General features: G+C 35.0%; 18 protein-coding genes. 7 read left to right on the plus strand and 11 right to left on the minus strand.

The features are described 5' to 3' along the window. Positions 1 to 74 precede the first annotated feature (74 nt). The 4 genes from J0M08_06005 to J0M08_06020 all read right to left on the minus strand — a co-directional run bounded on the left by J0M08_06005 (position 75) and on the right by J0M08_06020 (position 5,269). Positions 75 to 2,033 carry a glycosyltransferase gene (locus J0M08_06005; GenBank protein ID MBN8702597.1) on the minus strand — a complete coding sequence of 653 codons (1,959 nt, stop codon included), beginning with the start codon at positions 2,031 to 2,033 and terminating at the stop codon, positions 75 to 77. Then, positions 2,033 to 2,653: a recombination protein RecR gene (gene recR, locus J0M08_06010; GenBank protein ID MBN8702598.1), complete on the minus strand. Its 621-nt coding sequence runs from the start codon at positions 2,651 to 2,653 to the stop codon at positions 2,033 to 2,035. Before recR ends, J0M08_06005 begins: the two co-directional genes overlap by 1 nt. 79 nt (positions 2,654 to 2,732) lie before the next feature. After that, positions 2,733 to 4,208, minus strand: a complete 1,476-nt coding sequence (locus J0M08_06015) for an MBOAT family protein (protein MBN8702599.1) — start codon at positions 4,206 to 4,208, stop codon at positions 2,733 to 2,735. Positions 4,209 to 4,279: 71 nt separating this feature from the next. Further along, complete coding sequence (locus J0M08_06020; protein ID MBN8702600.1) at positions 4,280 to 5,269, minus strand: aspartate-semialdehyde dehydrogenase; 990 nt, start codon at positions 5,267 to 5,269, stop codon at positions 4,280 to 4,282. Between the two features lie 139 nt (positions 5,270 to 5,408). On the opposite strand from J0M08_06020, the gene J0M08_06025 reads away from it, so the two are divergent. From J0M08_06025 to J0M08_06035, 3 genes are all read left to right on the plus strand, one after another. After that, positions 5,409 to 8,012, plus strand: coding sequence for a lamin tail domain-containing protein (locus tag J0M08_06025; protein ID MBN8702601.1), 2,604 nt, complete (start codon positions 5,409 to 5,411; stop codon positions 8,010 to 8,012). Between the two features lie 83 nt (positions 8,013 to 8,095). Beyond that, positions 8,096 to 8,662 carry an RNA polymerase sigma factor gene (locus J0M08_06030; GenBank protein ID MBN8702602.1) on the plus strand — a complete coding sequence of 189 codons (567 nt, stop codon included), beginning with the start codon at positions 8,096 to 8,098 and terminating at the stop codon, positions 8,660 to 8,662. Beyond that, positions 8,652 to 9,398 carry a hypothetical protein gene (locus tag J0M08_06035; protein MBN8702603.1) on the plus strand — a complete coding sequence of 249 codons (747 nt, stop codon included), beginning with the start codon at positions 8,652 to 8,654 and terminating at the stop codon, positions 9,396 to 9,398. The genes J0M08_06030 and J0M08_06035 overlap by 11 nt, the downstream gene beginning before the upstream one ends. Before the next feature lie 6 nt (positions 9,399 to 9,404). Here the strand turns inward: J0M08_06035 and J0M08_06040 are convergent, their stop codons facing one another. From J0M08_06040 to murB, 5 genes are all read right to left on the minus strand, one after another. Further along, positions 9,405 to 10,394, minus strand: coding sequence for a polyprenyl synthetase family protein (locus J0M08_06040; GenBank protein MBN8702604.1), 990 nt, complete (start codon positions 10,392 to 10,394; stop codon positions 9,405 to 9,407). A gap of 9 nt (positions 10,395 to 10,403) precedes the next feature. Continuing rightward, the gene (gene rfbA / locus J0M08_06045) at positions 10,404 to 11,261 is read right to left on the minus strand and encodes a glucose-1-phosphate thymidylyltransferase RfbA (protein ID MBN8702605.1); all 858 of its coding nucleotides are present in this window, start codon (positions 11,259 to 11,261) and stop codon (positions 10,404 to 10,406) included. A gap of 14 nt (positions 11,262 to 11,275) precedes the next feature. Next, positions 11,276 to 13,681, minus strand: coding sequence for an MMPL family transporter (locus J0M08_06050; protein MBN8702606.1), 2,406 nt, complete (start codon positions 13,679 to 13,681; stop codon positions 11,276 to 11,278). Between the two features lie 171 nt (positions 13,682 to 13,852). Then, complete coding sequence (locus J0M08_06055; protein MBN8702607.1) at positions 13,853 to 15,640, minus strand: gliding motility-associated C-terminal domain-containing protein; 1,788 nt, start codon at positions 15,638 to 15,640, stop codon at positions 13,853 to 13,855. 98 nt (positions 15,641 to 15,738) lie between these two features. Further along, positions 15,739 to 16,749 (minus strand): UDP-N-acetylmuramate dehydrogenase, encoded by a 1,011-nt coding sequence (gene murB, locus J0M08_06060; protein ID MBN8702608.1) that lies wholly within the window; start codon positions 16,747 to 16,749, stop codon positions 15,739 to 15,741. Between the two features lie 92 nt (positions 16,750 to 16,841). Between murB and J0M08_06065 the strand changes: the two genes are divergently transcribed. The 3 genes from J0M08_06065 (at position 16,842) to J0M08_06075 (ending at position 22,076) form a co-directional block, all read left to right on the plus strand. Then, entirely contained in the window at positions 16,842 to 17,978 is a 1,137-nt protein-coding gene (locus J0M08_06065; protein ID MBN8702609.1) for a glycosyltransferase, read from the plus strand. 76 nt (positions 17,979 to 18,054) lie between these two features. Then, the gene (gene purB, locus J0M08_06070; protein MBN8702610.1) at positions 18,055 to 19,401 is read left to right on the plus strand and encodes an adenylosuccinate lyase; all 1,347 of its coding nucleotides are present in this window, start codon (positions 18,055 to 18,057) and stop codon (positions 19,399 to 19,401) included. A 59-nt stretch (positions 19,402 to 19,460) separates the two neighbouring features. Then, positions 19,461 to 22,076 (plus strand): carboxypeptidase-like regulatory domain-containing protein, encoded by a 2,616-nt coding sequence (locus J0M08_06075; protein ID MBN8702611.1) that lies wholly within the window; start codon positions 19,461 to 19,463, stop codon positions 22,074 to 22,076. A gap of 3 nt (positions 22,077 to 22,079) precedes the next feature. Here J0M08_06075 and J0M08_06080 read toward each other — a convergent pair whose 3' ends face one another. Continuing rightward, a complete protein-coding gene (locus J0M08_06080) occupies positions 22,080 to 22,595 on the minus strand; it encodes a hypothetical protein (GenBank protein ID MBN8702612.1) in 516 nt (171 codons plus the stop codon). Positions 22,596 to 22,652: 57 nt separating this feature from the next. Here J0M08_06080 and uvrC point away from each other — a divergent pair, with 57 nt between their 5' ends. Beyond that, positions 22,653 to 24,461 carry an excinuclease ABC subunit UvrC gene (uvrC, locus tag J0M08_06085; protein MBN8702613.1) on the plus strand — a complete coding sequence of 603 codons (1,809 nt, stop codon included), beginning with the start codon at positions 22,653 to 22,655 and terminating at the stop codon, positions 24,459 to 24,461. Here uvrC and J0M08_06090 read toward each other — a convergent pair. Continuing rightward, on the minus strand, positions 24,448 to 26,433 hold the full coding sequence (locus tag J0M08_06090) for a hypothetical protein (protein MBN8702614.1): 1,986 nt from the start codon (positions 26,431 to 26,433) through the stop codon (positions 24,448 to 24,450). The two genes, uvrC and J0M08_06090, sit on opposite strands and share 14 nt — an antisense overlap.

Below are 26,433 nucleotides of genomic sequence, written 5' to 3' on the forward strand. Positions count from 1 at the left end.
ACCAATCTACACAATACCATAAAATAGGTATTTAGAATTCTATTCCATGAAACTAAATATATTCGAGCTAGTGACTACAGGCCCAATTCTCGTATTCCTTTTAAAATAATTTGAAAGTCGCTAAACGTAGAGAAATTTTTGGCGTACGATAAATTGAATTCATTTTTAATTTTAGCCGTTACTTCTTGATTTGCATTAATTAAAACTAGCGGAGATATAACTCCTTGCTTTATTTTAGGCAATGCATCTGTATTTGAGGGAATATAACCCACCCAAGATTTTGTGCCTAGCAAAACCCAAAAAATATTTTTTAGAAATTTGGCTTTGCTTTTAACTATCCATATAATAAGCGGAAGCGCTATAATCAAAACAAGCGAACTCAAAACATCAAACAAGCGCTTGTTTCTTTTATTATGAGGTTTGGTAATAGTGTCAATTTCTATAGTATAAATATCGCCTGCAGTATCAATAGAGCTACTACCAATAACAGATAGGCTTTCCGGAGGTGCAATTTTATACTCAACAGAATTAGCAGGCAACTCACTCATCGTATTTATGATACTTTGTGCGGACATATCCCTTGCGCAGAAAACAAGTTCATCAATCTTATATATTTTTACAATTTCCTTCAGCTGCGTTATGGAACCTTTATAAAAATGATCTGGATTTTCTTCCCTCTTATCTACCGAAACAAATAAGGTTGTGTCCGGCTTTATACTAGTATTGGAAATTAAGTCAACCACCCTGTTGCACTCCTCTCTACTACCCACAATGGCCAATCGCTTTATATTAGAGGGGAACGAAAGTGATTTTACTCCCATCAATGTAAATAAATAGCGTACTGCTACTAATGAAAATAGTGACCATGCAAATGACATTAAAAGTATTGCACGCGAGAAACGCAAACTTTCCGGAAATAATGAATAGGTAGCAAGAATTAAAAAACAACCGGCAATTGAGCCTTTTAGCACTTTTCGCCAATTATAGGGTTTGTCGTAGCTCCCTGAAAACAGCATGGACACAAGCCACAACACTATAAATAGAGGTATTATATATGTAGTAAAAATCAATGGATATTCTCCACCTTGACTATATTTAAATGATGTTTCGTAATATTTTTTTATGCCAAACACTCCTGCAAATAAAATGGCAGCATCTATAAGTGGCAGAATAGATTGCTTAACAACTCTGGTTAAAATAGCTATTCCTGCTCTAAAATAGATTGCTAAATTGATTAATAGAGAAAACAATTTGGCATTATCGCTTGAGAAGTGCTTTTTCGCAAAAATGATCATTGCATTATAAAATACAAATACATAATTGATGCTACTTTTTTTTGTGCTTTCTCCTTTATAATGAATGATACGGGTTTCGGGGTAATAGTAGTTTTTATACCCACCTAAAATTATCCGATAAGACAAATCAATGTCTTCTCCATACATAAAAAAAGTTTCATCCAGCAACCCTACTTTGTCTAATGTTTCTTTGCGCATAAGCATAAATGCTCCTGCAAGAATCTCTACTTCATTTATTTTATCAGTATCTAAAAAACCTAAATGATATCTGCCAAATTTTTTAGAGCGAGGGAATAATTTTGACAAGCCAAAAATTTTATAAAACGCCACCGATGGTGTGGGCAAGCCTCTTTTCGATTCGGGTAAAAAATTTCCTTTCCCGTCAATCATCTTCACACCAAGCGCTCCGGCATCGGGATGTTCATTCATAAATTGAATAGTTTTGGAAAATGTATCTTCCTCTACTACGGTGTCAGGATTGAGCAGCAAAACATATTTGCCTTTGCTCTCTTTTATGGCTTGGTTATTGGCTTTGGAGAAACCTGTATTTTCTTTATTGGCAATTAATTTTACTTGCGGAAATTTTTCTCGCACCATCTGCACCGACTCATCTACAGAATTATTATCTACAACAAATATTTCGCTTTCAATATTTTTACACGCACGCAAAACAGAATGTAAGCACTGCTCCAAAAAATATTGAACATTGTAATTTACAATTATGACAGAAAGCTGCATTACTTAGATATAAGGCTGTTTTCGTACGGAACACGATTTATAATAGAGCGCCCTAATGTAATCTCATCAGTATATTCCAATTGGTCGCCAATAGCAATCCCTCTGGCAATAGCAGTTATAGAAACAGGATAATCTTTCAGTTTTTTGAATAAATAAAAATTAGTTGTTTCGCCCTCCATAGTAGTACTTAAGGCTAACATAATTTCTTTTACTACACCTAATTTTACTTTTTCAATCAAACTATCTATTGTCAAATCATTCGGACCAATGCCTTCCATTGGAGAAATTACTCCACCTAAAACGTGGTACAGTCCGCTATACTGCTGAGTGTTTTCTATTGCCATCACGTCACGAATATCTTCGGTAACACATACAATTGAAGCATCTCTTTTAGGATTGGCACAAATAGTACACACTTCAAAATCGGATATTAAGTGACAATTTTTACAGAATTTGATATCATTCTTTAATTGTAAAATGGAATTGCCTAAATGCTCTATTCGCTGTGGATCCTGCTTTACTAAATGCAACACATAACGCAACGCTGTTTTTTTTCCAATACCCGGAAAAGCGGCAAACTCATTCACTACATTCTCAAGTATTCTGGAAGAAAAATTCATAAAAACTAGCGTTATAATTGGTTACAAATTACAAAAAATAGGTCGTATTTACGCCTACCAGCATCAGATATATTGTAAGTTAAAACTGCAAATAAATGGGTAATACTTGCTCTGCTGTTTTACTTTGAATAGCCAACCAAATAATGAATATCAATACCAACGCACGACCCACAATCGTAATTTTTTGAAAGCCCCCAATTACATATTCATCCAACCTATTTGGCAGTAAATGTAAGCCAAAGGCAAGCCCCATAACCATAAATACTTTCCCATAGGCGTTTACTAAATCCCCTAATGCATCTATATGTAAATTGGTAAAAATCTGCTTGATAATTACTACACTATCTGCGAGTGTTTCTGCCTTAAAGAAAATCCAACAAAAGCAAACCAAATTAAACGTGATAAGCCAACCTAAAAAGTTGAAGGGGAACTTCATAAATTTTTGATTAGGAAAAAATGTCAATCTAAGCTTATCTATAGCAAGCGCAGTACCATGCAATGCGCCCCAAATAACAAAATTCCAACTAGCACCGTGCCATAGCCCTCCAAGCAACATAGTCGTAAACAAATTAAAATACTGCCGCACTTTCCCTTTTTTATTTCCACCCAACGGAATGTATAAATAATCTCGCAACCAAGAAGAGAGGGAAATATGCCACCTGCGCCAGAATTCAGTAATGGAGGTTGATTGATAAGGGGTATTAAAATTAGCCGGAATAGAAAACCCCATCCACTGTGCCATACCAATTGCCATATCCGAATACCCGGAAAAATCGCAATAAATAACCAATGCATAGCCATATACACCAAACAAACATTCTATACCTGAATATTTTTCGGGTGTATCAAATATGTATTGTACATAATTTATGTAGATATAATCGGAAACAACAACTTTCTTAAACAAGCCTGCCATAATCAAAAAGAGACCTTTGCTTACATCGTGCTCGCTTACAAAAATATCTTTCTTTATTTGCGGAATAAAGTCGGATGCTCTTACAATAGGTCCCATTACCAGCTTTGGAAAAAAACTTAAAAAAAAGCAATATTCTAAAAAACTCTTTACAGGTTTAAACTGTTTGCGGTACACATCAATTGTATAGCTAAGATTCTCGAACGTATAAAAAGAAATACCTATAGGCAATAAAATATACAATGGCTTAATTTGCCCAATTTGCAAATCATTTATAATATCAATAAAAAAATTGGTGTATTTGAAATAGGCCAAAGAGCCCAAATTGATAACTACACTAATAACTAAAAGTAATTTTCGCTTGGTAGGATTGAGGGTTTTGTAAATCCAATTGGATAAATTAAAATCGACTACCGCAGATAAAACAATTAGCAGAAAATAAAACCCACAAGCTTTATAGAAAAAGTAAAACGAACACAATGTGAAAAAAAAGATTCTGGCTAACTTATGCTTGTATAGTAATTGATAAACAAGAATAACAAATAAGAAATAAAAGAAAAAGAATCCACTATTGAACAATAATGGATCATTAGCATTATACAGTAATTGAGAAATTATTTTTTGAAAGTCAAAACTCAAAATATTTTTTTTGTGAATTTAAAAACAAAATAGAGTTTTAACTAAGCGTATATTTCTAAATACAGCCTATCCGTTTACACTAATTTTTTTTGCACCAAAAACTCTGCTATCTGAACTGCGTTGGTAGCTGCACCTTTGCGTAAATTGTCGGCAACAATCCATAAGTTCAATGTCTTTTTCTGGGTTTCATCTCTTCTTATTCTTCCTACCAACACATCATCCAAGCCTTTTGCGTCAATTGGCATGGGGTATTTAAGATTTTTAACATCGTCAACCACTTTTATGCCTTTTATACCGGCAAGAATTTTTCTTACCTCATCCAAATCAAATTCCGATTCAAATTCAACATTCACACTTTCTGAATGACCACCAACCACAGGTATTCTAACGGCAGTAGCTGTTACCTTTATTTTATCGTCACCCATTATTTTTTTAGTCTCTTCCACCATTTTCATTTCTTCTTTGGTGTAGCCATTTTCTAAAAAAGCATCGATATGTGGAATCACGTTTAAGTCGATTGGGTAAGGATAAACCATTTCGCCTTGAATGCTTTTGCGTTCATTCATCATTTGCTCAACAGCTTTAATTCCTGTCCCAGTAACCGATTGATAGGTAGAAACTACCACACGCTTTACTTTGTATTTTTTATGTAATGGTGCTAAAACCATTACCATTTGAATGGTAGAACAATTTGGATTTGAAATTATTTTATCGGTCTTTTTTAATACTGCAGCATTAATCTCCGGAACTATTAGTCTGTGCTCTTTGCTCATTCTCCATGCAGAAGAATTGTCAATAACGGTAGTTCCCGCTTCTGCAAATTTTGGAGCCCACTCCAATGCTACAGCACTGCCTGCTGAAAAAATGGCAATTTTTGGTTTTTGCGCTACGGCTTCTTTTAAGCTAACTATTCTATAACCTCGTCCCTTAAACTTAACTTCTCTGCCAACCGATTTTTCGGAGGCCACTGGTATAAAATCATTTACATGAAAGTTTCTTTCTTCTAAAACTTTCGACATCACCCCTCCAACTAATCCGGTAACTCCTACAAGTGCTAATTTCATCAGTGTTTGTTTTTTAGTTTATAATTTTAGTTATCATTCGTAACTTCTATCTGTTTTTCAATTAGATAGAAATTGCTGGCAGATAAATATAATTTTTGGCAAAAATAGTACATTTACACCGTAACTGAAAGAAAATTGCATGCGATTTTTATCTTTGACTATATTATATTTCTGTTTCTCAATTAATTACGCTCAGATTAACGATGCTTTTTCAGACGGAGATTATACCAATAATCCTACTTGGAATGGCTCAATTACCCAATTTACGGTCAATTCAAGCCAGAAACTACAGTTAAATAGCTCAGGTACAGATACTTCCTTCTTGCAGACAAGCAATTCATTTACACTAAACAATACAGAATGGAGCTTTTTTGTTCAACTAGCTTTTGCGCCCTCTGATAACAATTACGCAAAAATATATTTGGTGTCCGACCAAACAAACTTAAAACTACCACTAAACGGATATTTTATACGTTTAGGCGAAAATGGCTCGTTCGACAGTGTTGATTTATACGAGCAATCAGGCTCCACCGAAACGAAGATTATTGATGGCATAAATGGAAGATGTGCCAAAACCAATAATACCCTACGTGTTAGAGTTACCAGAGATAATATCGGAAACTGGACACTCTACTCTGATACTTTAGGCGGAATAAACTATTCACTCGAAGGCACTGTACTAGATAATACACATACCTCCACCACTAATTTTGGCGTGTGGTGCAAATACACAACATCAAATGCCACTAAATTTTATTTTGACGATTTTTATGTTGGTCCTATAATTGTTGATAATACCGCTCCTCAGCTCGATTCAATAAAAATAATCAGTTCATCCCAAGTAGATGTGTACTTTAACGAACCCATTGATTTGGCAAGTGCTCAAAACACCAACAACTATTTTATATCAGCAACTGTTGGCAACCCAAACAATGCTGTTAGAGATGCCTCTAACTTAGCACTCGTTCATCTAACACTGGCAAACCCCTTGGTAAGTAGCACAAGTTATACACTCACTGCATCAAGCATTAGCGACTTGAATTCAAATGTTTTAACAATTGATACGGTAAGCTTTCTGTATTACAAAGCAAAAAAATTTGACATACTTCTAAATGAATTAATGGTTGACCCTGACCCTCCTGTAGGGCTCCCCAATGCTGAATATATAGAGCTGTACAATCGCTGTGCATACCCTGTAAATATTGGCAACTGGAGTTTAACAGCCGGCACAACCGCTAAACTACTACCCAACTATATATTGCAACCCGATAGTTTTGTGGTGGTATGTGCAACCGCAAACATACCTCTTTTCGGTATCTCTAACTGCATTGGACTAAATAGTTTTGTATCGCTTACTAATACTGGACAGCAACTTATTTTACGTGATAATTCAGGCGCAGTTATTTCCGAAATAAATTACTCAGACAGTTGGTATCGCAACAGCACAAAGAAAAATGGAGGTTGGTCGCTTGAACAAATAGATCCGCTAAATCCGTGTGGGGAAATTTTTAATTGGACAGCATCAATTAATTTATTGGGTGGAACTCCCGGCAAGCAAAATAGTGTTTACGCGTCAAACCAGGATAATACAAAACCCGAAACAGATTTTGCAGCATTTAGTGCCGCAGATACCATACTTGTTTTTTTCTCCGAATCAATTGATAGCTTACGAGCGGCACAAACAAGTATCTATCAACTAAACAATGGCATTGGCTCTCCCATAGCTGCATTGCCTATCGCACCCGATTTCAAATCTGTAAAATTAACTTTGGCGAATTCGTTGCAGCCCGGATTAATTTACACCATCTCAATAGCCGACTCTATACAAGATTGTGTAGGCAATATACTCTCAACTAACAACACCTTACGAGTTGCAGTGCCGGAAACCACATCAAATGGCGATATTGTAATAAACGAACTTCTTTTCGATCCAAATGAAAATTGTGTGGAGTTTGTTGAGCTTTATAATAAATCAACCAAAGTAATTGCATTGAATAAGCTTCAAATTGCCGACTACGATTCAATTACAAGCCAACTTATTAATCCAAAAAATATTTCTACTCAAAACAGATTGTTTTTTCCGTCCGATTACCTAGTGCTCTCTACCAATAGTAGCGGCATAAACAGCTGTTATTTTGTTGAGAATAAAAAAGCGCTTATCGATTTACCCAGTATGCCAGCCCTCTCCAATAGTGGCGATGGCATTGCAATAAACGATTTGAGCCTTACCATAATTGACAAATTGAGTTATGACGAACAAATGCACTTCTCGCTTTTAGACGATACAAAAGGTGTTTCTTTAGAGCGTATAAGTTTTGACCGACCTTCCAGCGATAGAACAAATTGGCATTCGGCAGCAGCAAATGTTGGATACGCTACGCCTACGTATCAAAATTCACAATATTATGAAACTACTGCAGATAAAGAGTTTAAGCTAGAACCTGAGATCTTCTCTCCCGATAATGATGGGTATAATGACATTTTAACTATTTCATATCAATTTAATGAGCCGGATTATGTTCTAAATATTAGTATTTACGATGCTAACGGACGGCTGGTTAAAAGATTACTAAAAAATACGCTTGCAGGTGCCACCGGAACTTATTCGTGGGATGGAACCGATGAAAGTAGAAACAAAGTGATGATGGGCATTTATATTGTTTATTTTGAAGCGTTTAATCCGAGTAATGCACAAAAGAAAGTTGGTAAAAAATCGTGTGTGGTAGCATCAAAACTAAATTAATTTTCCTATTATAGGCAACCAAATTACTTGTTTACCGTCTTATAGTTAAAAAGACGATGAAAATGAGAGAATAAGTTACTTTAATGACAGAAACAGAAATAATCAAAGGTTGCATTAAGCACGACAGACAAGCCCAAAAGCTTTTCTACGAGCTTTTTTACCAAAAAATGATGGCTGTTTGCATTCGTTACACGAAAAACTCCGAAGAAGCAAAGGATATTTTACACGAAGGCTTTATCAAAGTATTAAATAGCTTAAAGTCATTTTCTAGTCAAGGTTCTTTTGAAGGCTGGGTAAGAAGAATTGTTGTAAACACCGCTGTTGATGCGTTACGGAAAAACAAGCAAGAATACTTGATTGTAAGTACCGTAAACGCAAATAAAATGGGAGAAAACATTGCAGAGGAAGAAACCTCTGAAGATGATTTGCTTAATTCCATTTCTACACAACAGATTTTAGTGGCGTTGCAAGAGCTTACACCTGCATACAGAACCGTTTTTAACTTGTTTGTAATTGAAGGATACTCGCACAAAGAAATATCTGATTTATTAGGTATTAGCGAAGGCACTTCAAAATCAAACTTGTCAAAAGCAAAATTTAACTTAAGAAAAAACCTAACTCATTTAATACAAGTAAGCAATGGCAACTAAAAACACATACAATAGGTTGGATGATGTTATTAAGGACTCTCTAAAAAACTTAGAGGTGCCTTATAACGAAGAACACTGGAATGAGTTTGAGAGTAAACTTACAGCTCAATCTCCTGTTTCAAAAACAAATTGGAAGCCTATTGCTACTGTTTTTGCCGGAATTGCTGTAATTGCCGGAATTATTTTCGGAGTATCTAAAGTAAACTCGAACAAACAAGACTTGCCGGAACAACAACCGGAAGAGCAAGAATCGGTTGTTGCGCAGACTACTGTCCCCGCCATAACAGCTTCTGTTATTAGTCAAGAAAATACAACAAAAGATACCGTTGCTGCCATAAAAGAAGAAGTTGCAGAAGAAGCACCTAAAAACACAGAAGAAAAAGAAGAGGAAAAAGCGGATAAAAAATCTAAGAAAGACGAGAAAAGAGATGAGTTAGCTTCCGAAGAAAAGGAATCTAAAAAAGAAAAAAAGAAAAAGAAAAAAGGAGATACTACCAATACAGAAGCTCCGGTGAACTTCATTGGGGTGTTCGACAGCCTACAACGCACACGTGTGGCTACGTTTGGAGACATGATAGATCCTAAAAAAGGGTTTATTAAGAAAACAAACGAAGATCCAAACATTCAAAAAGCTGCACAAGAAGAAGTGAAAAAAGGTACCGGAGATGATGTTATAAATAATTCGAAAGAGAAAATATTTAGCGATGAACCTTTGCGTAAAGACAGTGTTCAATAAAACAATTTATATATCTCTGTTCATTAATCCTTCTGCAAATTTTAATAGCGTTTGTTTCTTTTGAGGCTCTACGGCCAACGATTGCATATAAGTTATTGCCTTTATATACTGTCTATGCATTTCTTCTTCTGCAATTTTTCTAACTTCTAATGAATCATAAATTGCAGTAACAGCTTCTACTTTTTGTTTTGCATGTTCCTCTCCAGCTTGCAACCACATCAACAACTCCTCTTCTTTGTAATGATTTATTTTACTGATTTCTTGAGCCTTTATAAGCAAGTACGTTTTTTTATTGGAAATAATATCTCCGCCTTTCTGCTTGCCAAATTTTTGTTCATTGCCATACACATCCAAAATATCATCTTGTATTTGAAATGCAACGCCTAAATATTTCCCAAACTCATATAGTTTTTGTGCCTCTTCATCACTAGCTCCGCCAACAATAGCACCTATTTGCAGGCTTGCGCCTAATAGCACTGCAGTTTTATGTTCTATCATCCATAAATATTGATTTATAGAGATTTTGTGTGCCGTTTCGTAATTCATATCCAACTGTTGACCTTCGCACACCTTTAAAGCAGTTGCCGAAAAAACATCAATACATTTTTTCACATACTCGTTGGGCAATTTATCAAATTGCTGGTATGCCTTTACAAGCATAGCATCTCCACTTAGAATGGCAATATTTCTATTCCACTTTTCGTGCACGGTTGGTTGTGTTCTGCGCAAAGGCGCATTGTCCATAATATCATCATGTATCAACGAAAAATTATGAAACAATTCTATTCCTGCTGCCGCAGGCAATGCACAATCTACGTTATCAGAAAACAATTCGCACCCAAGCAAAACCAATAATGGACGGGTTCGCTTGCCTCCTAAGGTTAAAATATATTTTATGGGGTCGTATAATTCTTTTGGATTCGAGTTTAATCCCGTTAGCGAAAACTCATCGAGGTATTGCTCTATCTTTTGCTGATATTGTATAATCGAATTCAAGCGAGTGTATTAGGATAGTTTTCGTAAATAATCTCCATATCCGCTTTTTAATAAAGGCTCTGCCAATTTGTTCAATTGCTCTTTATTGATGTAGCCCATTTTATACGCAATTTCTTCTATGCAGCCTATCTTCAAGCCTTGTCTTTCCTCTATAACTTGCACAAACTGCCCTGCTTGCGTAAGCGATGCAAACGTACCGGTATCTAACCATGCAGTTCCTCTATCCAAAATGGCTACTTTTAATTTCCCTTCTTCTAGATATTTTTTATTTACATCTGTAATTTCATACTCTCCGCGCGCACTGGGTTTTAGATTTTTTGCAATTTCAATAACGCGATTATCGTAAAAATACAACCCTGGTACAGCATAGTTTGATTTAGGCTGCTTTGGTTTTTCTTCAATGGAAATTACTTTATTGTCTTTGTCAAACTCAACAACACCATAGCGTTCAGGGTCAGACACGTGATAGGCAAATACTACGCCACCTTCAGGATTTTGATATTGTTGCAATAAACGCCCTAAGCCCATTCCATAAAAAATATTATCGCCTAAAACGAGAGCTACTTTATCTTTTCCAATAAATTTTTCGCCTATAACAAAAGCTTGTGCCAGTCCGTTGGGCACTTCTTGAACAGCATAAGAGAAAGAGCAACCCAATTTTTTTCCGTCCCCTAATAGTCTTTCAAAATTCGGCAAATCGTGCGGAGTAGAGATAATCAAAACCTCGTTAATTCCCGCCATCATCAATACCGACAGTGGATAATAAATCATAGGTTTGTCGTAAATGGGCATCAACTGCTTACTAACAGCAAGCGTTAAAGGGTGTAGTCGTGTTCCGGAACCTCCTGCAAGTATTATACCTTTCATGCTTTGGTATTTTTTTAGTGTTTTTCTTGAAACTCTTCCAGCTCCTCGCCACCTATTTTTTCGTCCTCTTCAATATCTAGTAGCGATTGCTCTTCAATAAACTCTTTAGTAGCAATACGTTTTTCTAGCGATAGTAAAATACATGGCAGCAAAACTAAATTAGTTACTAATGACACCAGTAGTGTAATAGAAATTAAAATCCCTAATGCTTGTGTGCCGCCAAAACTAGAGGCTGCAAAAATAGCAAAGCCGGAAAATAAAATAACGGCCGTGTAAATCATGCTCAATCCGGTTTCTTTTATTGTTAGCGAAACTGCTTTAGAAATCATTCCTCTGCTGCGTTTATTTTTTCGCAACTGGTGGCGATATTCTGTTAATATGTATATCGTGCCATCGGATGCAATACCAAAAGCAATACTAAATATTAAAATGGTTGATGATTTGAAAGGAATATCAAAAAAGCCCATGATGCCCGCTGTCATTACTAATGGGATTAGACAAGGTAATTTAGACAACACGATAATTGCTACCGAGCGAAACAAAACCATTCCGATTAAAAGTATTAATACAATGGCTATTAAAAGACTTACAAATAAATGATAAAATAAATAATCGTTGCTTTTTAGGAAAACAGAACTAAACCCGGTTAGTGCAACTTTGTATTCGCTAGGGTTAAAAATAGAATCTATTTTTACCTGAATCTCCAACATCAGCTCTTTTATTCTAACAGAACCAACATCCGACATTTGATAGCTTACGCGAGTATATCGCTTGGTACTATCAATAAAATTTGCAAGTTTGTTTTCCTGTCCCTTCACACTGGAAGTATATTCGGTTAAATTCTTAAGCTCCGTACTTCCAGGTAGAATATAGTATTTAGCTTCCCCATCTTTATAGGCTTGGTAAGAAAACTTAACAGCCTCCACAATTGAAACCGGTTTAGAAAATTCGGGATACTCTTTAAAAATCTTTTGCAACGAATTTATTTTATATAAAACAGTTGCATTGTCGCTAAATACGCCATTCTCTTTTTGGGTGTCGATAGATACTTCAAACGGGAGAACACCTTTAAAGTTTTCTTCAAAAAACCGCAAGTGGGTATAAATAGGGTCTTTCTTTGGCAAATCATCCACTACATATCCAATCACATTTATTTTGGTCATTCCGTACAATGAAATAGCGGTAATGATGGTGATAATTAAATAAATTTTCTTACGATGATTGTGCACCAATCTATCTACCAGCTCTAGCATCCAATTAATTCTTTTCCCACTTAAATGCTTAGTGTGTTTAATAGATGGTGTTGGTAAAAAACTAAACATAATTGGAATAAATATCATAGCTACAGTAAAAGTTGCCATTACGTTTATGGCAGCAACCAAACCAAACTCCATGAGCAATGTACTATTGGTAAAGTAAAATACCGCAAACCCTATAGAGGTAGTAATGTTGGCCAAAAAATTTGAAAGTCCTACTTTCTCTACGGTTCGGGTAAGAGCCTTCATTTTGTTGCCATGAATAAGCAGCTGCTCCTGGTATTTATTTATTAAGAAAATACAATTTGGCAAACCTATAATTATAATAAGCGGAGGAATAAGCCCAGATAAAATTGTAATCTTATACCCAAACAATGCTAATATTCCTAACGACCAAATAACACCAACCACTACCACAATTAGGGAATAAAAAACAGAATTAAACGATTTAAAGAAAATCCATAAAATAAGTGTTGTAACACACAAGGCAAGCACCAGAAACAATTTCATTTCTCCTGATACTTTCTTCATAAATTTAGAACGGATGTAGGGCATTCCGCTCAAGTGCACCTCTGTATGCTGCTCCTCTTGAAACTTAGCGACAACAGCATCAATCTCATCAACAATATCTAACCTCGACTTGGAATTCAATTTAGATTGGTCGAACGTTAGTGCCATTATAGTGGCGTGAGTTTCCTTATTAATAAACAACTGATCGTAAAATCGCAGCGAGTATATTATTCCTTTGATGCTATCAAGCTCATGCTGAGATTTAGGTTTAGAAGAAAGTAATGGAACAAAATCAAATCTGCTTAAGCTATCGTTGCGCACAATGTTATATAAACGACCTATAGACATTACATTCTTAATGCCATCTATTTTCGATATTCTATCGCCTAAGTCGTACCATGCGTTAAATTTGTTCAATGAGAAAATGGTGCTGTCCTGAACACCAATAACCACCACATTTCCATCCTCTCCGTATAATTTTTTAAACTCTTCGTAGTTCAAATACGATTCATCATTAACTGGTAAAGCACGTGCATAACTATAAGAAAGCTCTATTTTAGTGGCCATGTAGCCCATAAAAATAGTTATCACACCTAATCCGAGCAGGAAGTAAAATCGATTACGTAAAATTATTCTTGCTAATGCTGACCACATATATAATTGCTACTCCCTCTTATGTAAGAATAGGGTATCGAAAATAATAAAAATAGCTGTCATATAAGAATTATAAGCAAGGTTAAATTTGCTAAACTTAGTAGTAACTTAAGTGTGATAAGTTGTACGATGCAAGCAAACGTAATTCTACGTTTGAAAATTCGAGAAAATTTAATTTACCAAAGCTACACTGCCTCTGTAAGAATACGATTTGCTAAATACACTCTTTGCCTTTATAAAATAGACGTAGGTATCAATTGGCGTATTGCTCGGACTCCATCCTGTTTTTATATCTGTCGATTTGAAAACAATCTCGCCCCATCTATTAAAAATGTACATTTCAAATTCTTCCACACCAATAGCTTCCGGTAAAAAGATGTCGTTGGTTCCATCGTTATTTGGTGTAATTGCGTTTGGAATATATATGGCAAATCCTTGCTTGATATTGATTGCTTTTTTTATAGAGTCTTTGCATCCATAGCTATTTTCTACTATTTGGGTGACAATGTAGGTGGTTGTATCTGCCGGGTCATAAACATGTTCCGGATTTTGTTCGGATGAATTATTCCCATCTCCAAATGTATATTTCCAAATGGTACTTCCCGCAGATTTATCTGTTATTTGAATTATTGGGTCTAGAATCGTTACCGGTTGAGGGGTGTAACTAAAATCAGCAACTGGTAATGGAAATACATCTATGTAATTTGATTTAGTAAGAGAGTTGCTGCAACCATTATTGTCTGTAATAGCTAGTGTTACATTATACATATTTCCTGGAGCAAAACAATTATTGGCAGTAGCATTTGTACTTGAAAATCCATCACTTGCCGACCACGCAACAGACGCAGCATTTGCAGTAGTGTGTGTAAAATTAACGCACAATGGGCCACAGCCTTGAACAACATCGCCTGTAAATGCAACAGCAGGTAATGCATTTATGGTTATACTTTTAACAACATTGCTAGAGCATCCAGCAGCACTAACTACCGAAAGCTTGATATCACTATTGCCGGCACTTGTAAATGTATGCGATGGATTTTGAGTTGAATATTCTACACTGCCATCGTTATTAATATCCCATTGCCAGTTATTTATGGTTGCTCCGGTTGTAGCATCTGTTAATTGAAGAGCTGTGTTTTCGCATGCTACAGCAGGGAATAAAATATCTGCAGTAGGTACTGGATTTACAGTTACTGTTGACGATTGAGTTTGCGAGTAGTATGGACGAAAAGAAATGTCATCTAACGCAAAATCATTTCCCTTGGCTGCTACAATCATATTTAAAATAGATATAACTGCCGTAGTGCCTACCGCAGGAGATTTCCATGTTTCAAAAAAGCGCTTCCATCCTTGGTTGTAAGGTACGCCAACAAAAATATTTCCTAACAATTGTCCATTTATAGAAAATTGTAAATTGGCGTATGGTGCAGGATTTGAGTTTGTTATCATCCAAGTGGAAAACTCATAGTCGGTATTGGGAGTAATAGTAATTGTTTGTTGCCAAACAACTGTTTGTACTGCGTTTGCGCCATTTACAATCATTGTATTATTGCCTGTGTGCGGAGCGGTTGTGTTAAAGCACGTACATGCTTGTTTGGAATCAGCTGCAATAGTGTAATCTCCCTCGGGAAGTCCTCCATTGGGAGTTGTATAATTATGTCCGGAAAAAAATCCGGTGTTGCCGGATTCAAAACCTCCATTTGTAATTAATTCAGTGCCATAGCAGGTTACAGTACAATCGTAATTAGAAGTAGTAGCAGGCGTAACTGTAATAGAATTAACCGTTTCTCCGGAAGACCAATTATAAGAGCGAAATCCTGCTGGGGCAACAATTGACGTTGATTGTCCTGCACAAATATTGGGAGAAGATAATGTTGGAAAATTACATTGAGCTTCCATTGGATGGCTATAAGCCAACACCAAAGAAGCAAAACCGATTAGTTTTACAATTGCTTTCATAGGGAGGAAATTTGGGTACGATTAATATACCTCAAAATAATCGGTTTGTCAAGAGGGATAGCAAGTAGAATCAGGTATTTTATTTATAATCTGCTGATTTACAATATGTTTACTTCTCTTTCTAGCAGTACTCCAAACTTGTCGGAAACAGAATCTAGAATTTGTTGCGATAAATTATAAATGTCTATTCCGGATGCGCCTCCATAATTAACTAGTACTAGAGCTTGGTCTTTATGTACTCCATAGTTATTGATTATCTTACCCTTCCATCCAGCTTGTTCTATAAGCCAACCTGCAGCCAGTTTGTAGTGTCCATTTTCTAGTGGATATGCGGGAACGGATGGATGTTTTTGTTTTATAATTTCAACTAGTTGAGAAGAAACTTCCGGATTTTTGAAAAAGCTCCCTGCATTTCCAATTTTTTTGGGGTCGGGAAGTTTACTTCTTCGTATGGCGCAAACAGCTTCGCTTATTGCTTTTATAGAAGGTATGGTAATCTTCATTTTTTCTAATTCTTGTTCAATAGCACCGTAGCTAGTATTAAAAGTGGGCTGTTTATTTAAACGAAATGTAACAGATGTAATAACAAATTCGTTTTTTACTTCGTGCTTAAATATACTTTCGCGGTATCCGAATTTACACGCTTCTTTAGTGAATGTTTTTTTTGTTAGTTCTTGAATATGTATTGCTTCTAACGAATGAAACGTGTCTTTTATTTCTACTCCATACGCTCCAATGTTTTGCATTGGACTTGCTCCTACGCAACCCGGGATAAGAGATAAGTTTTCTATGCCGGCATAATTATTATTTATGCAGTGCAAAACAAATTCGTGCCAAACTTCACCTGCTGCAGCATTAACATAAAAAAAATTGGGGTCTTCGTTTATAAGCTCAATTCCCTTGAAATTATTTTTAATGGCAACCCCTTCAAAATTTTTTGTAAACAGAATATTACTTCCTCCTCCCAAAATTAATTTCGATTCGTTTTTGAAGTGAGAAAGCACTTCTTTTAGGTTTTCTTCGGAGCTTACTTCGGTAAAAAATTTTGCATTAACATCAATACCAAAGGTATTATAAGGTTTTAACGAAATGTTGTTTTGTAGTTGCATAGCGTATATAAATATACAAATATGATAATACTAGCTATTATTTTATATAAGTGTTTTATCTTGCACATAAATTATTGGCTTAAGAATAATAAATGCATCCTCCACAAAATAGGCGTAAAATAATTGTTTCGGTAACGAATGATTTAGTTACCGATCAACGTGTAAATAAAGTTTGCGGTACGCTTCAGGAAATGGGTTTTTCTGTTTTTTTAATTGGACGCAAGCTTCCTAATAGCCTTCCTATTCCCAAAGAGTGGACATTCGAGACCAAAAGAATGCTATTGCTTTTTACTGCAGGACCTCTTTTTTATTTAGAGTATAATTTGCGACTATTTTTTATGTTGTTATTTTCTAAATCAGAAATTTTGTTGGCGAATGATTTAGATACGCTTGCAGCTAATTATGTAGCAGCTAAATTAAGAGGGTTTAAATTAGTGTATGACAGTCATGAGCTATTTACAGAAGTTCCAGAGCTTCAAAATAATCCGGTTAAGAAGAGAATATGGGAATATCTTGAACGAAGTATTGTTCCAAAATTGAAATATACATACACGGTTAATAATTCAATTGCGGAAATTTTAGAGGGAAAATACAATGTTCACTTTCACGTAGTAAGAAATATTCCTAGACGTATTGCACTTAAAAATAATGTGACTCGTAGCATGCTTGAATTGCCTGATGATAAGAATATAATTATTCTTCAGGGCTCAGGTATTAATATAAATAGAGGTGCGGAAGAGTTAGTGGAGGCTATGTTGTTTATTGATAATGCATTGTTACTCATTATTGGAGGTGGTGATGTTATTGAAAAACTGAAAATAAAAACAGTGCAGTTGCAGCTTTCGCAAAAAGTAAAATTTATTGCTAAGCAGCCATACTCGGAGCTTATAAAGTATACTCAATGTGCTGATCTGGGTGTTAGCTTAGATAAAGACACTTGCCTGAATTACAAATACAGTTTGCCAAATAAAATATTCGATTACATACAGGCTCAAACCCCCGTATTGACAAGTAATTTGATAGAGTTGAGGAAAGTTGTTGATGCCTATCAAGTTGGAACGTGCGTTCAAACGGTAGCTCCTAAGGAAATTTCTGATGCTATAAATTCGATTTTTGTAAATAAGCAGCAACTTTTAATTTGGAAACAGAATTGTATAAAAGCTGCCGAAGAACTTTGTTGGGAGAATGAACAAAAAAAGCTGATAGAGGTATTTGAGAAAGTAAAATAGCACCTAGCATTTAACTGCAATAGGGTCAATTGGAATAGGTGCAATGTAATAGCGAATTAATTTAGTATTTTTAAATATGCAACTAACAGAACTTACAGCAACATCGCCTATTGATGGCAGATATAGAAAAGTAACAACACCATTGTCCAACTATTTTTCAGAGTATGCACTTATCAAATACAGAGTTTTTGTAGAGGTAGAATATTTTATAGCGCTGTCCAATGCTAAATTGCCACAATTAAAGCCGCTGTCTTCTGCTAAAACTAAATCACTTCGTTCTATTGTCTCAAATTTTTCAAGTAAGAATGCCCAAGAAATAAAGGACATTGAAAAAGTGACAAATCACGATGTGAAAGCTGTTGAATATTTTTTAAAGAAGGAGTTTGATAAAATTGGATTGAGTAAAGAAAAGGAATTTGTGCATTTCGGGCTTACCTCTCAAGATATTAATAATACTGCAGTTCCTTTAAGTATTAAGCATGCCGTTAATGAAGTTGTTTTGCCCAAAATTGGAGAGGTTGTGCAAAAGCTTAGTGCGCTGAAAAAAGCGTGGCTACCTGTTTCTATGTTGGCACACACACATGGACAACCTGCATCGCCCACTAAACTTGGAAAAGAGATTGCAGTGTTTATAGAAAGGCTGGAAGCTCAACTGCAACAATTACGTAAAATCGACTATTGTGGTAAATTTGGAGGAGCAACCGGAAATTTCAATGCGCATGCTGTGGCTTATCCTGCGACCAATTGGGAAAAGTTTGCTACAACTTTTTTGAATAGAAATTTGCAATTGAAACGGTTGAAATACACTACGCAAATTGAGCATTACGATAATATGGCTGCGCTGTTTGATTGCTTGAAGCGAATCAATACAATTTTATTAGACTTGAATAAAGATTTTTGGCAGTACATTTCCATGGGCTATTTCAAGCAAAAGATTAATAAAAATGAAGTAGGCTCTTCGGCAATGCCGCATAAGGTTAATCCGATAGATTTTGAAAATTCGGAAGGCAATTTGGGCATAGCTAACGCACTATTTGAGCATTTGTCGGCAAAACTACCAGTGTCAAGGCTTCAACGTGATTTAACAGATTCTACCGTTACTCGTGCTATTGGTGTGCCGTTTGCGCATACTCTAATTGCGTATGAATCGTTGTTGAAAGGATTAGGGAAAATCGAATTAAACAAACCGACTATTGATGCTGATTTAGAAAAGAATTGGGTGGTGGTAGCCGAAGCGATACAGACTATCCTTAGAAGAGAGGGTTTCCCTAAGCCATACGAAGCATTGAAGGAGCTTACACGTAGTACAACTCAAATTTCACAAAAGGAAATTCATCAGTTTGTTAAATCACTAGCAATTAAGGATTCCGTTAGAAAAGAACTTCTGTCGATTACACCATTTAATTATACAGGAATTTTTTAGTAGTAACTGATGATGTGGTGTTGTCAATCTAAGTGAAGTGAAAAATATATGTATTAGTAATGAAGTTAAAGCAACTTATCTATTTTATTTTTTTATCCATATCTAGCTTTTCACAAACCGGAGGCATAAAAGGAACAACGCTAACAAATAAAGGCGAAGTGCTGCCTTTTGTCGGAATTTATGTAAAGGAATTGAAGTCGGGCGTAGCAAGTAATATAGACGGTTATTTTGAAATGAAATTGCCGGAGGGCGATTACACGTTGGTGTTTCATTGTTTGGGCTACGCAAACGAGAATCAAAAAATTAGAATCGAAAAAGATAAGGTAGAGCTAAATATAATTTTGAAAGAGGTTTCGTATAATTTAGGCGAAATTAAAATTGGAAAGAATACCGAAGATCCTGCATACACAATTATGCGAAAAGCTATATCCATGGCTAAATTTTACGAACATCAATTGTTAGAGTACAGCGCAGATGTGTATATGCGTGGGAATGCCAAGCTAAATGATTTACCCTGGTTAATTGAAAAATTAGCCAACAAACAAGATAAAGCAGAGATAGAAAAAATTAAACAAAAGATTTTTTTTGTTGAAAGCACTAGTCAAATATTTTTCAAACACCCCAATACATTTAAAGAGCGAGTGTTGTCTGTTCGTTCTAACTTCGAAGATAGCTTACCAAGCCCTGTGGGTTATATCAACAGTAGCTTTTATAAACCTTTAGTAAATAAGGCTGTTTCTCCGCTATCTCCCAAAGCGTTTTCCTATTATTCATTTAAGTTCGAAGGCTCTTATTTTGATGGTGTTCATCAAATAAATAAAATTAGAGTTACTCCAAAATCCAAAGGAGATAATCTCTTTGAAGGAACTATAAATATTTTGGAAAATTTATGGAGCATACAAAGCGTAAGTTTAAAAGTGAAGAAAGAGGGAATAAATGCAATAATAAATCAAGTGTATCTTGAGGTGCAAGATAAAATATGGTTGCCAGTAGCACATAGCTATGTGTTGTCTGGAAGTCCATTGGGTATTGATTTTGAAGCTAAGTACCATGCAACAACTAAAAACTATAAGATAAAAATCAACGAAAAAGTAGCGCCTCCTAAAGAATTGATTGACATTAAGTCAGAGCCGGAAAAGGCTGCTGAAGTAACTAAAGTAAAAGCAAGACAAGAAGAGGATTTTGAAAAAATACTAAGTGGAGAAAAAAAACTGAGTTTGCGCGGTATGCGTAAAATGATGAAAGCCTATGAAAAGGAAGAAGAAAAAAAACAAGAATCAGCAGATATTCTGGAAGACAATACGCTGGAGGTAGATAGCAGTGCTTATGGAAAAGATAGTTTGTATTGGGCCAATGTGCGCAGTATTCCTTTGTCTTTTGAGGAACAGAGAGATTATACAATTAAGGACACAAGTATTACAGGAGCAAGTAAAGACACCACTGCCTCTAAAGGCAAAAAATCTAAGTCGTTTAATTGGGGATTTATTTTCAATACGCAAACAATAAAGATCGACTCTTCTCAATCTATTGAGATATTATCTCCAATTGCCGGATTGGAGTTTAATACAGTTGAGGGGTATGTTTTAAATTTAAGAACAGAATATAGAAAGAAATGTAAGAATGGAAAACGTTTTATTGTTGCTCCAACCGGAAGATATTCGTTTGCAAGAGAAAAATATAGCGGGAAAGCTAAAATACAATACGAATATGGTTCTAAGCATAAACCAGGTAGCTTATATTTAGAGGGAGGATTGTTTGTTTCACAATTGAATAGCCGTAATCCAATCATTCACTATATTAATTCGCTTTACACATTGATGGGAGAGAGAAGTTATGCTAAACTATATGAAAAACAATACTTGCAATTGGGTATAGATAAAGCAGTGTCGGATAAATTTAGTTTCTCTTTTTCATCGGAATTGGCAAGTAGGTATCAACTTTTTAATAGTCCTACTGCAAAGCCTTGGTTTGACTATAAGGAGAGAGCATTTACTTCTAATTCGCCATATAGTGAAGAGCTTCAACTTACTACATTTTCAAATTATACAGCGCTTACATCTTTTGCAGAAATAAAATACCAGCCTTGGAAAAAATATAGAATTGTAAATGGAAAGAAAGAATCAATAGAAAAGCAACTCACCGAGCTTTCGTTTAGTTATACAAAAGGATGGAATGCTATTTTGGGTAGTTCCGTTGATTTCGATTTGGTTCAAGCAGGTATAACCACAACTCGACAAATTGGAATTAGAGCAACATTGGATTTAGGATGCAGAGGTGGATTTTTTATTAATAATAGGAAAATGAATTTCCCAGATTACAACCATTTTATGGGTAATCAAACAATTATACAGCCAAACTTATTGGGATATAGGTTGCTGCCGTATTATAAGTACTCTACCAACAACTATTTTGTACAGGCATCTGCACATTTTCAAACAAGAAAATTTTTGTTTTCACAGATTGCCTATATCAGAGATAAAGCGATTAAGGAAAATTTATTTTGCAGCTATTTGTATACTTCTACATCAAACAGTTATTATGAGCTAGGATATGGAATAGATAATATCGTACGAATTTTTCGTGTTGAACTGGTTAGTTCTTTTAGCAACACAACATTTAATCAATTTGGAATTCGAATAGGAATAAATAGTGCGTTCCTTGATTCGAATGAATAGAAACTAGTTTATTTCTTTAAAGGATTGGATAACAGAGTCCATTACAAGGCTCATTTTTTCTTTGTTTTCAGCTTTTGTCCAGGTAACAACCTGGTAGAAGTGTTCAGGAGATTCTATTACAGTTAGTTTATAGTAAATGTCAGCATTATTAATATTTCCTGTTATTTCGGAAATAAGTGCTTTTTTTCCGTGTATGTCCATTCTGCCCGGCATACTCACTTTTCCATTCTTTAATTGTTCTGTAAAAGGTGTTGATACAATATTTTTATAATACGAATCTAAATCATAATCTAGGTCATAAGCTTTCATCTGCTCTTTGCTTTCGTTTATAACAAGTAAATAAAATTCTTTTTCTAAATTTTGGTATTGCAATGCTGCTTTTTGGTGTATTTCATTTGTGGGCTGCATAAAATCAGGAACGTGTATGCTAAATTGATTGTTGACTTTTACATCTGAATATTTTATAGGGGTAGTGCAAGCGCATAACGCAGAAATAATGATAAGAAGAAGAATACGCATAAGATTAATTTTAATGTGCTAATTTATTAATATTTTTAATCAAGATTATTAAATGCATTGACTGTTAGAGAAAAAATATCTTTACTACTTACAACACTTCCGCAAGATCCAGGTGTGTATCAATATTTTGATATTGATGGCAAATTAATTTATGTGGGCAAGGCAAAAAATTTGAAGAAAAGAGTGTCGTCTTATTTCCAAAAGGATGTGCATGAGAGTGGAAAGACAGCGGTTTTAGTCAGTAAAATTGTTGATATTAAGTTTGTAATTACCAATACCGAGTTTGATGCATTGCTTCTTGAAAATAGTTTAATAAAGGAGTATCAGCCTAGGTATAATGTTCTTTTGAAGGATGACAAAACATATCCGTGGATATGTATAAAGAAAGAAAAATTTCCTCGTGTTTTTTATACGCGAAATTTTATTCGTGATGGATCTGCTTATTTTGGTCCATATGCATCGGTGAAAGTAATGCACACGCTGCTTGATTTAATAAGACAGTTATATCCACTAAGAACCTGCAATCTTCCGCTTAGTATTGAGAATATAGAAAAGAAAAAATTTAAACTGTGCCTGGAATATCACATTGGCAATTGCAAAGCGCCTTGCGAAAATTTACAAACGGAGGAAGACTATGCTAATTCTATAGATCAGATAAAGGAAATTTTGAAAGGCAATATTTCTTCGGTTATTCGGCATTTTAAGCAGTTGATGATTGGCTATTCCGAGAAGTATGAATTTGAAAGAGCGCAAACTATTAAAGAAAAACTTGAGTTGTTAGAGCAATTTCAAAGTAAAAGCACTGTGGTGAATCCTACTATACATGATGTAGATGTTTTTACGATTGCTACGGATGAAAAATCGGGGTATGTAAATTATTTTAAAGTGTTGAATGGTTCTATTGTTCAATCGCATACATTGGAATTGAAGAAAAAACTTGATGAGACAAAAGAAGAGTTGCTTGAATTGGCAATAACAGAACTCCGTACACGATACAATAGCCAATCGAAAGAAATATTGATTCCATTTTCGCTTGAAACAGAAATTGAAGGGATTAATTTTATAACGCCTCAAATTGGCGATAAAAGGAGGTTGATGGAGCTTTCTCAAAAGAACTTGGAGTTTTATATTCGAGAAAAAGCTAAGCAAGAACTTTTAGTAGATCCGGATAGGCATACAAAACGAATTATGCAACAGATGATGAAAGATTTGCGAATGTTAGTTGAGCCTAGGCATATCGAATGTTTTGACAACTCAAATTTTCAAGGTGCATTTCCTGTTGCTGCAATGACTGTATTTAAAGATGGGAAGCCAAGTAAAAAGGATTATCGACATTTTAACATCAAAACGGTAGAAGGTCCTAATGACTTTGCTTCTATGGAAGAAGTAATACACAGACGGTACAAACGTTTGCTGGATGAAAAGCAAGAGTTGCCCCAATTAATTATTGTTGACGGAGGAAAAGGACAATTAAGTTCTGCCCTGAAGAGTTTGGAAGAGCTAGGTTTGCGAGGCAAGGTAACAATTGTTGGAATCGCAAAAAAATTGGAAGAAATATATTATCCAGGTGATTCTTTGCCGATGTATATTGATAAAAAATCGGAGACCCTAAAGATTATACAACAAATACGAGATGAGGCACACCGATTTGGAATCACCCATCATCGAAAGCGCAGAGAGAAAGGAACAATTAAAACAGAGCTTACGCAAATAAAAGGAGTAAGTGATGCAACTGCACAAAAATTACTTATTCATTTCAAATCTGTAGCTGCTGTAAAACAGCAATCGTTGGAAGAGCTCATTCCTGTTGTTGGAAAAGCAAAAGCGCAATTAATTATCGATTATTATAAATCTAATAACGTATAGTGGTTATTTGTACATTTTTGAGATGAAATTCTTTTTTTGATTCGTTGTACAAGTATAGTTTCATTTCATCTCCTTCACTGCAATTAGAAGGGGTTGGAAACATAAAATAAAAATCGGTCCAACTATAATTACTCTCCCTCAAATAGCTGTATTCGTTGGCAGAGTAGCTCATAAACCAATATTCTTTTTCTTTGTTTTTGCTAGTTTGCACAAAGTGCAGTTTAGAATTGTTTTCCAACTGGATTTTACCTTTAAATAGAAATGCTGTTTTTTGCAAGTCTTTTTTTTCAAGTTTGTAGTTCCATATCATTGGGTATTCATCTCCATTTTTTATGGTGTAAACAGAATCTTGATTTGCAATAACCACTTCTTCTTTTGTCCAGCTTGATAAATTGGTTTTAGGGAAATAGTGAATACAACTAGCGTTACTTATTCCTACAAAGCTTTCGATACTTTGACTGGAGGCTATATTGTTGTATTTGTAAACGGATATTTTTCCATTACAGGCTACAAATTGTAAATGATTTAGCAGTTTAGGGTAAAAGCCAATTACTTCTTGAAGCATGTATTGGGTGGGCATTACTACATAGCTAAAATTTTTCTCAAAATAATTTTCTCTATTGTAATCCATTTCTGCTAGCACAATTGCGTATCCTTTGCGCTTCATTAGCATAAACGGAATGTTAGTTGTGTAAGCCTGAACTACTAATATTTTTGCGTCTTTCGGAACTCCAATAGTATCAAGGAAAAAATTCGAATTTTTAAAAGCTTCGGTAGTTTGATCAACTCTATTGCCGGTATGTAGAATAAATCGCTCGTTCAATACTGCTTTACAATCACGTGAAGCACCAATTAAAAGAATTATAGATATAAACGTAACGGCTTTATTAAGCACCTTCGACTTTATATCTATTCTAGATAGCATAAATGAAAGCAATAAGACGGTTACAGGAAGTAATGTGTCTATAAAATAGTAGTCGTGATCTATTAGCTGCATTCCATGCAGTATAAGGTAGCAGAGAGTTCCTATTCCAGAAAGCCCAATAAAAACAAGTGAGAATACAGGTGTTGTTTTTTTTCGTAGAAACAAGAATATGCTTATCAACAAAAGAATAATTGAATAATGAAATTTTGTGAAATAAATAAATATCCAGCGCTCTGTAGTATTTTGAAAAACAATTTTAAAGTCATTAATGCTTTTTATGGTAAGCGGTTTAAATAGAAAGGAGTATCCATATTTATTTCCCAAATAGAATGAGTATATGGTGTGTGATATAAAAAGAAAAATACCAACTCCTATTATTTTCAACTCTGATGTTAACTGTTTTTGTTTAATACTTTCTAGGCAATATTTTAGTAATAGTGCTATCAGAAATATTGCAAATGGGAGTCTGCATAAGGCTGCTAGAACAAAAAAACAAACACTCATGATGGTTAATAAAGGTTTCTTAGAATGATTTGACTGGTGCAAAAAGTACAAGCCAATTAGAAAACTAGAAAAGGAAGTAGCCGATGGGATGAACCCGTCTTGGTTGTAAGCATACACAGGAATTAAATAAACGAAGTATGTCGCGATTATTCCCCATAAAACAGAATTTGTTAGTTGTTGGATAAGTCTAAAGAATAGAAATAGTCCTAATGAGCAGTATAATAGTGTGTACAATCGAAATACAATTGGGTTGGAATTTCCGAACAGGCTCATTAGTTTAGAAACTAGGTATTCGTGAATCGTAAAATCGGAGGCTGTAATTCCTTCTATTGTTCTAAGATTATAAAGGGCAGGGTGGAATAAATTATTCCCGTATTCGTAGTAATGCATGGCAAGTGCATATCTGTCTGATTGTGTCCATGCATGCGTGTTTCTAGGGAAAGCATAAATCCAATCGGAATAAAAATAATAGCTGAGTAAAAAAAACAATATGTAGAAAATGAAAAAATATTTTCCAAAGTCAATTGCTTTTTTCTTATTCAA

The organism is Bacteroidota bacterium (genome assembly GCA_017303975.1).
GTDB lineage: Bacteria > Bacteroidota > Bacteroidia > JAFLBG01 > JAFLBG01 > JAFLBG01.